The following is a 12,603-nucleotide window of genomic DNA, read 5'->3' as shown; positions in this document are numbered from 1 at the left end:
TAATTTAATACATTTTACATTATTTAATATGAGTTATAAACTAAAAATAAAGGCAATCGGTTGCGTAAAATATGGAAAAGGTTAAATTTGTTGAACCGTTTGAGCCTAACTGAAGCAAAATTTGTATTTTGCTTGAATTCACAAGATTCCTATTTAGAAATATATGAGGACGCAGAATATTTTCTGATTGATAAGCTGAAAGAACCAAAAAAGGATGAGCAAAAAGAAAAATAAGGTTGTTACTATTTACGACATTGCCAATGAGTTGAATTATTCTCCCAGTACCATTTCCAGAGCACTTAAAAATCACAAGAGTATTGGAAAGGATACCACAAAACAGATCCAGGAAACGGCGAAAAAGCTGGGATACAGGCCAAATTCTTTAGCAGCGAGTCTTAGAAATAACAGAAGTAACAATATAGGAATTCTTATTGCCAGAATTAACAGGCCTTTTATTTCTTCTCTTATTAGCGGTGTAGAAAATTCGGCCAGAGCTGCCGGATACAACGTTCTTATTTCTCAATCTGACGATAATTACAAGAATGAAGTTGCCAATGCAAAGGCACTTTACGATAGTCGCGTTTGTGGTATTGTAGCTTCATTAAGTATGGAAACTAAAAATGCCGATCATTTTAAGCAATTCTTAGAGCAGGATATTCCTGTGGTTTTTGTAGACCGTGTACCTTCAGATCTTAATAGTTACCGGGTGATCATCGACAATTATTCAGCAGGTTATAAGGCTACCGAGCATTTAATTCAGCAAGGATGTACACGAATAGCGCATTTTGCGGGAGCACAACATCTTAATATTTATAAACTTCGGAAAAATGGTTATATCGATGCGTTAAAAGCACATGGTATAACTCCAGATAAAGAGCTACTGATTTATATGAATACCATGAGTTTTGAAGAAGGCCAGGAAGCGACTTCAAAATTGCTGAATATGAAAAATCCACCCGATGCGATCTTCTCATCTAATGATACCGCGGCCGTGAGTGCGATCATGCAGGCTAAAAAACAGGGAGTGAAAATCCCTGAAGAACTTGCCGTAATTGGTTTTAATGACGATCCTATAGCTTCGATCGTAGAGCCGGCACTTTCTTCGATCTCACATCCTGCGATGAAAATGGGTGAACTTTCTACTAAAAGAATCCTGGAACATGCCGATAAAAAGATCGAGCAAGGAGTTTCAGAAATCACTGTTTTAGACACCGAAGTTATAGTAAGAGCCTCCAGTTTACGAAAAAAATAAATTTAGATTTTAGAAAATAGCTGCTGAAAGCATCCAATTTGGATCGCTATCTAAAGACCAAATAATTCTGGCAACCATAAACTTAACTTAGGAAATAAAATCACCAACGCCAGGGAAACGATCATTCCTACGAACAATGGCAATAAAGGTTTGATGACTTTTCTGATACTGGTATTTGCTACTCCTACTCCAATAAATAAAACCGATCCTACCGGTGGCGTACATAAACCTATGCATAAATTTAAAACCATTATCACCCCAAAATGAACAGGATCTACGCCTAATGCCGTAACTACAGGCAGGAAAATTGGAGTAAAAATCAATACTGCTGGCGTCATATCCATAAAAATACCAATCACCAATAAAATAATATTGATCATGATCATCACTACGATCGGATTGTCGCTATAACCCAACAAGGCCGAAGTTACCTGCTCTGGAATATCTGCATAAGACATCACCCAGGACATCGCGATACTCAACGCAATTAGGATCATTACAAGTGCAATAGTCTCGGCAGATTTTATTAAAATTCCCTTCAATTTATCGAAACTCAGTTCTTTATAAACCATACCAAGAATTAAGCAATACACCACAGCTACAGATGAAGCTTCGGTTGCTGTAAAAATACCACCAACAATTCCGCCGATGATCACCAAAAGCAACATTAAACTAGGTAAAGCATCCAAAAAGCTTTTTAAAACCTGATTCATGGAAGATCGTTTTGCAGTAGGAAAACCTTTTCGTTTTGCCCAAACCAAAGCAATGATCATCAAAATTAAACCCGTTAAAATACCAGGAATATAACCCGCTAAAAACAATGCACCTATACTTACACCACCACTTGCCAAAGAATAAATAATAAAAATATTACTAGGCGGAATTAACAATCCTGTAGTTGCAGATGTAACATTTACCGCCACTCCATATTCTTTGGTATAGCCTTCTTCTTCCATTTTAGTACTCATAAAACTACCAATTGCCGCTGCCGCTGCTCCTGCTGAACCTGCTATAGCCCCAAAAAGCATGGCTGCCACAATATTTACATGAGCCAACCCTCCCGGTAAACTTCCTACTAGAGCTTTCGCAAAGGCTATAAGTCTTTTTGCAATACCCCCACTATTCATTAAATGTCCTGCCAAAATAAAAAACGGAATGGCTAATAACGAAAAACTATCAAGTCCTGTGACCATTCGTTGCGCTATGGTTGCCACAGCCGGCAAAGAATCGATACTAAAGAATAAGGTTATTAAAGATGCAATACCTATGCTCCATGCCACAGGAACTCGTATTCCTACCAATATCACAAAACTTAAAGCAAGTATAATTATTTCCATCTCTATCTTTTTAAATCTTTAATTAGAAATCCTATTCGGTAGAAAAGCACACAAAAACCGGTTAGTGGTAATATCAGATAGATATATCCCATGGGGATCTCTAATGCTGCTGAGGTTTGCCAAAGTTTAAATGAAACATAGATATACCGTATTCCCCCAACAATAAAAACGGCGAAAACAAATAGAATGATCACTAAGCTAACGCTTACGTCCATCATCTTACCGTATTTTTTGATCAGCTTTTCTGGCCATAGGTCTATCGTGATATGATCTCTTTTCCCTGAAACATAAGCTGCTCCAAGCATACTCACCCAAATAAGAAAAAATCGAGCAAGCTCTTCTGTCCAGGAACTCGGGCTATCCATTATATATCTTGCACATACGCCCCATAGAACTGTAAAAAGCATAGCACTTAGTAAAAAAACTATAAACCAGCCCAAATAAAAATCTAGTTTTTTCATGGTTGAATAGATTTTATCTCCTGGATCAATTCATATAATTCAGGATTTTCAGATTTCAAATTGGTTATAATCGCTTCACTTTCTTTTTTAAATACTTCAATATCGGGCTCAGTTACTTTTACTCCGGCTTTTTTGATCTCAGCCAAAGATTCCTTTTCTGCTTTCTCCCATAATCGTCGTTGCTCTATTGCGGCTTCCTGCGCACTTATCTTTAAAATGCTTTTTTCCTGCTCATTTAGATCTGCATAAATAATTGAGCTCATCACCAAAATATCAGGCAAAGAGCTATGTTTATCGAGACATAGATTTTTACAGATCTCGTAATGCTTCGATGAGTAAAAACTTGGCAAGTTATTTTCTGCGCCATCAACTACTCCCTGCTGCAAGGAAGTATACAATTCTCCCCAAGATACCGGTGTAGGCGAGCCACCCATTGCATTTACCAGTTTAATCGCTGTGGGACTTTGCATCACTCGTACTTTTAAACCTTTAAGATCTGAAGGCTTAGTGATTGGTGTATTTTTAGTGTAAAAACTTCGGCTTCCAGCATCAAAATAGGTTAATCCATGCAGCCAGTATTTCTCGCCATCTGCTAAAAGTTCTTTCCCCAAATCACTATCATACAATGCATAACGCTGCTCTTTCGATTCAAATAAATAAGGATAGCCGAAAACCTTCAATTTTGGAGAAAAATTTTCCATCACTGCGGAAGAAACTTTCGTCATCGCCAAACTTCCTAACTGAAGTAATTCTAAACATTCTCGCTCTGATCCTAACTGACTACTAGGGTAGATCTTAATCTCCATTTTTCCTTCGGAATGCAAAGCCACTCTTTCAGCAAAATAGGTCATTGCTTTATGTACTGGATGACTATTACTAAGGCTATGAGCCAGTTTTAATTCTTTTACTGAAGAATCTTTGGTACAGGCTAGCATAAAGAACACCCCTAAAACAATAAGCAATCTCCTGATCATCCTCTTAGTTCTTTAACGATTTGAATAGCTGAAGCCACCTGTTGCTGTACTTTCTTATAATCGAAGCTACCGTCTTCATTTTTGATGAACAGCTTGGAACCGATTCCAACACAATGCACCCCGGCTGTCATCCATTCTTTTAAGTTTTCTGCAGTTGGAGATACACCGCCCGTTGGCATAATACTCGACCAGGGTAATGGACCTTTTACCGCTTTTACGAACGACGGACCACCAACCTGTGCCCCAGGAAAGATCTTCACTACTTCGGCGCCCAGTTCTTCCGCATAACTAATTTCTGTGACCGATCCACAACCCGGCATCCAGGCTACTTTTCTACGGTTGCAGGTCTTAGCCATCTCAGCATTGATCAGTGGTGAAACAATAAAATTAGCGCCTAATTGCAGGTAAAGCGCAGTGGTTCCCGCATCGATCACCGAGCCAACGCCCAGCATCATCCCGGGAAGCTCCTTGCTGGCATACTTCACCAGTTCCGCGAAAACCTCGTGAGCAAAGTCTCCGCGGTTGGTAAATTCAAATACCCGGGCGCCACCTTCGTAGCAGGCCTTTAAAATTTCTTTGCAGGTGTTTACATCCCGATGATAGAATACCGGAACGATTCCTGTTTCCTTCATCTGTGTTGCCACCGCTATTCTTGAATATTGTGCCATTTGTATAAATGGTTATAAGTTAATTTTTCTATGTTTTTTTGAATCAGTCTTTTGAAGCTGAAGCAAATTTAAATTGTTGTATCTGCGGAATGAGATCCCGGATCAAGTCCGGGATGACGCACTAGTCTTGTTTCGTGGTTCTTATTTCTATAATATAGCGTCGATATTCTAATATCTAAACTCTAGAATAAGAAAACTTATCTCTTAATTCGTCCTCCGGTGCTACCGGCCATCACTTCTTTTACTTCTTCTGGACTTACCTGATTAACATCTCCCAGTATCGTATGTTTTAAGGCGCAAGCTGCATTGGCAAATTCCAGTGCTTTCTGATCTTCAAAATGAATCAGTCCGTAGATCAGTCCGGCGGCATAGGCATCGCCCGTTCCTATTCGGTCTACCACATCGGTGATCTCTAGTTCCTGGGTTTCTAGATACTCCGTCCCCGTCCATGCTCTTCCATACACCTTCTGCCAGCTTGCACTGAGTCCGGTTCTCACCTTATCAAATACTTTCTCGATGGAAGGGCATTCTTTGCTCAAAGCTTTACTGGCTTCTATAAATCCTTCTTTCGAAAAATCATAGTCCGTCTTTAAAATCTCATTGATCTCATTAACGCCACCCACAAAAATTGTAGATAGACTTACCAGCTCTTTTAAAACCTCATGACCGTCTTTCCCATATTGCCAAAGATTGCTGCGATAAGCAGGATCGGCAGTGATCGTAAGCCCTTTGGCTTTTGCTTTTTCGAGTCCGATCTTCAAAGTTTCATAAGCGCTTGCGGAGATCGCCGGGGAAATTCCCGTCCAATGCAAATAACCCGCATCTGCTAAAATTTCATTCCAATTCACCTGTTCTGGGCTGATATTAGCAAAACTACCGTGTAAGCGATTATAGGCGATCTTACTGGCCCTCATCCCTGAACCGACTTCTAAAAAGTACAATCCCAAAGGATGATCGACTTTGCTAATAGCTGAGGTATCGATCCCATATTGACGCATCTGTGCAATGGCGGCATCTCCTACTAAATCATTGGAAACATTAGTTACCTGCTGGGTGTATTCTCCAAAATACGAGAGCGAGGCCGCTACATTCATCTCGGTCCCTCCAAAATAAAAATCCATTTGGTGGGTTTGGGTCAGTTTGCGATTTTCCGACGGACTCAGTCGCATCAGCACTTCGCCAAAAGAAACTATTTTGTGATGTGAGTTTGAGTTTTTCACCTTCTAAAACTTAAAGTATTCTTTAGCATTACCATAGCAGATATTGGCTACCGTACTTCCGATGAGTTCCATATCTTCCGGAAGTTCGCCTGAGGCGATTTCCTTTCCGAAGAGATTGCATAGAATTCGTCTAAAATATTCGTGTCTTGGAAAGGATAAAAAGCTTCTGGAATCGGTTAGCATCCCAATAAAACAGCTGATTAGCCCCATATTTGATAATGCGTTCATCTGTTTTTCCATTCCGTCCTTTTGATCTAAAAACCACCAGCCGGATCCCCATTGTACTTTTCCGCGAACACTACCGTCATTGAAGTTCCCGATCATCGTGGCAAAGACTTCATTATCGGCCGGGTTTAGATTGTATAAGATCGTTTTAGTGAGTTTATCCTGGCTATCCAGTTTGTTTAAAAACTGAGAGAGTTTTTCTGCTTGTGAATAATCACCGATCGAATCCCAACCGGTATCGGGGCCCAATTGTGCCAGCATTCGTTTATTGTTGTTTCGAAGCGCCCCTAAATGAAATTGCTGTACCCAGCCGAATTTATGATAACTCTCGCATAAAAACAGTAAGATCGCGGTTTTGAATTTCTCAGCATCAAGAGGGGAAACTGCTTTCCCGGCCAGTTTGTTTTTAAAGATCGCATTGATCTCGGCTTCGGTAAATTCAGTATAGCTCATCGCATTTAAACCATGATCACAAAGTTTACAGCCATGTTTATCGAAGTATTCGATACGTTGCAATAATGCATCTTTGAGATCCTGGAAGCTTTCAATATCGATATTGGTGGTTTTACCCAGTGTTTTTAGATAATCGGTATAACCTTCCGCATCGATCAAAATAGATTTATCGGGACGAAAAGCGGTACTCACTTTTATTCCGAAGTCCTCGCCGGCCATCGCCTGATGATGTTCCAGGGTATCGGTAGGATCTTCCGTGGTACAAAGCGTATTGACATTCATTTTATGCAGCAAGCCGCGGCAGCTGTTTTCTTGTTGCTGCAACTGATTGTTGATCTCCTGATAGATCGCGGTGGCATTTTTTTCATTTAAAAGTTCATCGATCCCAAAGTAGCGTTTCAGCTCTAAATGCGTCCAATGGTACAGTGGATTACGAAGCGTATGTGGCACGGTTTTGCCCCAGGCTTCGAATTTCTCTTGATCGCTGGCGTTACCGGTGATATAGTGTTCATCGATTCCCAGTGTTCGCATCGCACGCCATTTATAATGGTCGCCACTTAGCCACACCTGGCTAATGGTATCGAACTGTGTATCAGCAGCGATCTGGGCCGGTGGCAAATGATTATGGTAATCGATGATGGGTTGGTCCTTTGCATACCGATGATACAACTCCTCAGCATACGTATTCTCCAACAAAAAATTATCCGTGATAAAAGGTTTCATATTCTTATTTTAGTTGAAATTGAACCTTTTTCAAGGCTTTTTTTCCTAGTTCTTCATTTCTCTTTAACGGACTACTACCTCCTATATAAATTTCAAAATCTCCTTTCTCAAGAGTTTCTTTTCCATCGTCATTAATAAAACTCAACATTTCTGGAGTGATCGCGAAAGTCAGTTCTTTTGACTCTCCCTTTTTAAGCTGAATATTTCTGAATGCCACCAACTCGAAATTAGGTACTCTGGAAGAAGCTTTTACATCTTTTAAATACACCTGTACCACTTCATCACTATCAAAATCGCCAGTATTCTTTACTGAAATATGAGCTTCTAGAGATTTATTTTTCTTTACTTTTTGTTTCGATAATTTGATTTCAGAATACTCGAAACTGGTATAACTTAATCCATAACCAAAAGGATACATTGGCGCAACATCCATGTATTTATAGGTTCTTCCTTCCATAGTATAATCTTCGTAAGCGGGAAGATCTTCGATATTCATTGGAAAAGTGATTGGTAATCTTCCTGAAGGAGAATTTTTTCCAAAAATGATATCTGCAATAGCATTACCGCCTTCTTCACCCGGATACCAAACCATCAAAACAGCATCGGCAAGTTTATGGACTTCAGCTAAATTCATTGGGCTACCACCAGTTACGATCGCAACCACAGGACGATCTTCTGCAGCTTCGCTTACTTTTCGCAAATATTCGATCTGATTTTCTGGCAAATTATAATCCATACGATCTCCAAAAGTTGGAGAAGCAATAGATTCTCCTTCCTCACCTTCTAAAAGTCCTGATATCCCCATCACCACAAAAGTCGCGTCACTATTACCGGCGTTAGGCGATGCCCAATCCTGCGGATTTTCATTAGGAATATTAAGCCTGGTTCCCATTCTATATTGTAACTGACTTTCAGGTTTTATCGCTTTTGCGATTCCTTCTAAAACAGTTACCATTTCAGGATTTACTCCGTGGTAATTTCCTAATAGAACCTCGATATTCGTTGCATTAGGACCAGTAATAAAATATTTTGAAAGGTTATTTTCTAAAGGCAAAACACCGTCATTTTTAAGCAAAACGATCGATTTTCTTGCGGTTTCTCTAGCTAAAGCTCTATGTTCTTCGCTATTCATAACTTCAACACCAATCTTATTGTAAGGATTACTTTCTTCAGCATCGAACAAGCCTAACTTAAAACGAGTTTCTATTAATTTATGTAAGCGTTTATCTAATAATTCTTCTGAAACTAAACCTTCTTTTACCGCTTTCGCCAGGAAATTATAAGTATCGCCACAGTTCAATTCTACACCAACTTCTAAAGCTAAAGCCGCAGCGGCTTCAGGTGATTCTACTACATCATGCCCATTTACAAAATCCTGTAATGCCCAGCAATCACTAACCACATGACCATCAAAACCCCATTCTTCTCTTAGAATTTCATTAACAAGTCTATTATTAGCACAGCAAGGTTCACCATTGGTACTATTGTACGCACACATAATGGTTTCTACATTCGCGTCAACCAAAGTTTTAAATGCCGGCAAATAGGTTTCCCAAAGATCTTTTTCACTAACATCTGCATTAAATTCATGTCTTAACTTCTCCGGACCGCTATGTACCGCGTAATGTTTTGCGGCAGCAGCTGTTTTTAGGTACTTTTCGTTATCGCCTTGTAGTCCTTTTACGAAAGCTTCTCCTAATCTGGAAGTTAAAAATGGATCTTCGCCATAGGTTTCCTGTCCTCTACCCCAACGCGGATCTCTAAAAATATTCACGTTAGGAGTCCAAAAGGTCAGCCCGCTATATTGCCTGTGATAACCATGTTTAACTGCATTATTAAAATTCGCACGAGCTTCATCTGAAACTGCTGTTGCTACTTTTAAGATCAATTCTTCATCGAAGGTTGCCCCCATACCAATGGCTTGCGGAAACACTGTTGCTACACCAGATCTACCAAGGCCATGTAAAGCTTCGTTCCACCAGTTATACGCAGGAATTCCAAGCCTGTCGATCGCCGGACTCGCATGTAACATTTGTAATGCTTTCTCCTCTAAAGTTAGCCTGCCTATCAAATCGTCGATACGCTTATCCATGGACAAATCGGCATTGTAAAAATCGTATTTAGATCTATCGATTTTCGATTCCTGAGCATGGATTTTCAAGCTAAAAAAAGCCATTAAAATCAATGCAAACAACCAACTATATTTTTTCATTATTAATAATATTTTACCGGTAATTTTAACATAAACCGATTATTATACTGGATTAACAAATAAAACATAAAATTGAAATAAAAGCAACCGATTGCGTAAAATATTTTTTTAATAGCCAATTTTTATATACTTTTCAGTCCGCAATCGTTTGTTTAGTTAATTCGACTTTAAAAATGAAAAAAATACTATTTAGCCTCCTTTTTGTCCTGATAAGCAGCTATGCTGTTTGCCAGAATCCTTATGATTTATGGCTTCAATACGATAAAATTGAAGATAAAACGCTTATCGAATCCTATAAAAAACAGGTCTCAAATGTCTATTTAAACCTGAATTCTGCCACAGCAGATGTAATTAAAGAAGAAATCGAAAAGTCATTTAAAGGTTTGCTGAACATCGATCCAAAATTCGATAATAAAACGCCTAATCTTATTATTTCTACCCTGGACAAACTTGATCCATCTCTTAAAAAAAAGCTTTCTAAAACTTCCAATATTAATGATGAAGGCTATGTAATTCAGCATATTTCAGAAAAAGGAGAATCAAAGATTATACTTTCAGCAAAAACAGAAAAAGGACTATTGTACGGTGTTTTCAACTTTATAAAACAGATACAATTACATAAAGACCTGTCTAAATTGACGATTGTAGATTCCCCAAAGATTCAGAAAAGAGTTTTAAATCATTGGGATAACCTGGACCGCAGCGTAGAGCGTGGTTATGCCGGATTTTCGATCTGGGATTGGTATTTATTGCCAGAACTGATCAAACAGGAATATATTGATTACGCCCGTGCGAATGCCTCAATTGGAATTAACGGTACGGTACTTACCAATGTAAACTCCAATGCTTTAGTGCTAAGCCCGCGATACATTCAGAAATTAAAAGCTTTAGCCAATGTTTTTAGACCTTACGGAATCCAGGTGTATCTAACTGCACGATTTTCTGCACCAATAGAAACGGGTGATCTGGAAACCGCAGATCCTCTTAATGCCGAAGTTAAGCAATGGTGGAAAGATAAAGCTGAAGAAATTTATACTGAAATTCCCGATTTTGGTGGGTTTTTAGTAAAAGCGAATTCTGAAGGACAGCCTGGCCCCAACAATTATGGCAGATCTCATGTAGACGGTGCCAATATGCTTGCTGAAGCAGTTGCTCCTTACGACGGACTTATCATGTGGCGTGCTTTTGTTTATTCTGAAGAAAAACCTGAAGACCGCGCAAAACAAGCTTATTCTGAATTTAAACCTTTCGACGGAAAATTTAAGGATAATGTATTGGTTCAGGTGAAAAATGGCGCGATTGACTTTCAGCCAAGAGAACCTTTTCATCCTTTGTTCGGCGCTATGCCAGATACACCTTTAATGATGGAATTCCAGATCACCCAGGAATATCTTGGCGGCATGTCTCATTTAGTGTTTTTACCTAAGCTTTTTGAGGAAGTTTTAGAAGAAGACACTTATACACAAGGAAAAGGGAGCACGGTTGGTAAAATAATCGATGGGCAGTTAAGCAATAAAAAACTTACGGGAATGGCCGGTGTTGCAAACATAGGAACGGCCAAAAACTGGACGGGACATCAATTTGGACAAGCCAATTGGTATGGCTTTGGAAGACTCGCCTGGAACCCTGAAACAAGCGCCGAAAGTATCGCAAAAGACTGGCTAAAAATGACCTTTTCTAATAAAACCGATTTTGTAGATCCTATGAGCAAATTATTGCTTGAATCCAGGGAAGCTGTGGTAAATTACATGACTCCGCTTGGATTGCACCACATTATGGCGGCGGGACATCACCAGGGACCTGGCCCATGGGTAAAAGATATGCCACGACCAGATTGGACATCTGTTTATTATCATAAAGCAGACGAAAACGGAATTGGTTTCGATAGAACTTCTAGCGGTAGTAATGCATTAGAACAATACGCTTCAGAAATTCAGGAAAAATATAGTGATCCGGCAACCACGCCAGATAAATATTTGCTTTGGTTTCATCACTTGCCATGGAACTATAAAATGAAAAGCGGAAAAACACTGTGGTACGAAATTGCAGCGCATTATCAAAAAGGAGTAGAACAGGTAGAAGACATGCAAAAAACCTGGCAAAAAATGCAGGAATATGTAGACCCACAGGTTTTTAAAGAAACGAATATGCTTTTAGATATTCAGCTTAAAGAAGCAAAACAATGGCGCAATGCCTGCCTGCTTTACTTTCAGCAATTTTCTAAAATGGATCTCCCAGATCTTATTCCAAAAATCACAAAAGACTTAGACTATTATAAATCATTGGAAACTCCTTATGCTCCCGGCATAAGACCTTCCTGGAATTAAAAATTATATGAACTCAAATTTAACCGCAATAGTAACCGGAGGAAATGCCGGCCTGGGATTCGCAACTGCTAAAAAACTTTGCGATGAAGGGATTACGACCTACGTGATTGGTCGAAACAAAGAAAAAACTTTAAATGCCTGCGCCGAAATTGGTGAAAAAGCAAAGCCATTTATTTTAGATCTTACTGAATTAGATAAAATTCCGGCTGCAATTACTGAAATTGCAAAAGAAGCCGGGAAAATCGATATCCTGGTGAACAACGCCGGAATCAATATGAAAAAAGAATTTCTGGAAGTCGAAAATGAAGAATTTCAGAAGATACTTCATACCAACGTCACCAGCGTTTTTGCCATGAGTAGAGAAGTCGCCAAAGTGATGAAAGAAAATGGTAAAGGAAGCATTATTAACATTAGTTCTATGGCTGCGCAGTACGGAATCCCGCATGTAATTGCGTATTCTGCCAGTAAAACCGCTATCGAAGGTATGACCAGGGCGATGGCCGTAGATCTTGCCAAATTTGGTATTCGGGTAAATTGTGTAGCGCCGGGATTCATTAAAACAAATATGTCTAGCAAAGCCTTAGATAGCGATCCAGAACGTAAAAATAAAGTATTGGGAAGAACCCCAATGGGGAAATTAGGCGAACCCACAGATATTGGTGATGCCGTTTTCTATTACGCTACAGATCTTTCTAAATTCACCACAGGAACGGTTCTTCCTATTGATGGTGGCAATTCAATTGGATTTTAA

Annotated in this window: 10 protein-coding genes; 3 read left to right on the top strand and 7 right to left on the bottom strand. The window is 39.3% G+C overall.

The features are described from left to right. The first annotated feature begins 214 nt into the window (after positions 1–214). Positions 215–1,252: a LacI family DNA-binding transcriptional regulator gene (locus INR75_RS10110; protein WP_092545020.1), complete on the top strand. Its 1,038-nt coding sequence runs from the start codon at positions 215–217 to the stop codon at positions 1,250–1,252. A 50-nt stretch (positions 1,253–1,302) separates the two neighbouring features. Here the strand turns inward: INR75_RS10110 and INR75_RS10105 are convergent, their stop codons facing one another. The 7 genes from INR75_RS10105 to INR75_RS10075 all read right to left on the bottom strand — a co-directional run bounded on the left by INR75_RS10105 (position 1,303) and on the right by INR75_RS10075 (position 9,525). Continuing rightward, positions 1,303–2,589 carry a TRAP transporter large permease gene (locus INR75_RS10105; protein WP_223091803.1) on the bottom strand — a complete coding sequence of 429 codons (1,287 nt, stop codon included), beginning with the start codon at positions 2,587–2,589 and terminating at the stop codon, positions 1,303–1,305. Between the two features lie 2 nt (positions 2,590–2,591). Then, positions 2,592–3,050 carry a TRAP transporter small permease gene (locus INR75_RS10100; protein ID WP_092545024.1) on the bottom strand — a complete coding sequence of 153 codons (459 nt, stop codon included), beginning with the start codon at positions 3,048–3,050 and terminating at the stop codon, positions 2,592–2,594. Further along, entirely contained in the window at positions 3,047–4,024 is a 978-nt protein-coding gene (locus tag INR75_RS10095) for a TRAP transporter substrate-binding protein (RefSeq protein WP_223091802.1), read from the bottom strand. The genes INR75_RS10100 and INR75_RS10095 overlap by 4 nt, the downstream gene beginning before the upstream one ends. Then, positions 4,021–4,692, bottom strand: a complete 672-nt coding sequence (locus INR75_RS10090; RefSeq protein ID WP_223091801.1) for a bifunctional 4-hydroxy-2-oxoglutarate aldolase/2-dehydro-3-deoxy-phosphogluconate aldolase — start codon at positions 4,690–4,692, stop codon at positions 4,021–4,023. The genes INR75_RS10095 and INR75_RS10090 overlap by 4 nt, the downstream gene beginning before the upstream one ends. 197 nt (positions 4,693–4,889) lie before the next feature. Next, positions 4,890–5,912, bottom strand: coding sequence for a sugar kinase (locus INR75_RS10085; protein WP_223091800.1), 1,023 nt, complete (start codon positions 5,910–5,912; stop codon positions 4,890–4,892). Between the two features lie 3 nt (positions 5,913–5,915). Next, positions 5,916–7,313, bottom strand: coding sequence for a glucuronate isomerase (uxaC, locus tag INR75_RS10080; RefSeq protein ID WP_223091799.1), 1,398 nt, complete (start codon positions 7,311–7,313; stop codon positions 5,916–5,918). A gap of 4 nt (positions 7,314–7,317) precedes the next feature. Beyond that, positions 7,318–9,525, bottom strand: coding sequence for a glycoside hydrolase family 3 N-terminal domain-containing protein (locus INR75_RS10075; protein ID WP_223091798.1), 2,208 nt, complete (start codon positions 9,523–9,525; stop codon positions 7,318–7,320). A gap of 173 nt (positions 9,526–9,698) precedes the next feature. On the opposite strand from INR75_RS10075, the gene INR75_RS10070 reads away from it, so the two are divergent. After that, positions 9,699–11,852, top strand: a complete 2,154-nt coding sequence (locus INR75_RS10070; protein ID WP_223091797.1) for an alpha-glucuronidase family glycosyl hydrolase — start codon at positions 9,699–9,701, stop codon at positions 11,850–11,852. A 7-nt stretch (positions 11,853–11,859) separates the two neighbouring features. Next, positions 11,860–12,603, top strand: coding sequence for an SDR family NAD(P)-dependent oxidoreductase (locus tag INR75_RS10065; protein WP_223091796.1), 744 nt, complete (start codon positions 11,860–11,862; stop codon positions 12,601–12,603).

Source organism: Zunongwangia sp. SCSIO 43204, from assembly GCF_019904275.1.
In the GTDB taxonomy this organism is placed as follows: domain Bacteria; phylum Bacteroidota; class Bacteroidia; order Flavobacteriales; family Flavobacteriaceae; genus Zunongwangia; species Zunongwangia mangrovi.
This window is presented reverse-complemented; position numbering and strand designations above follow the sequence as displayed.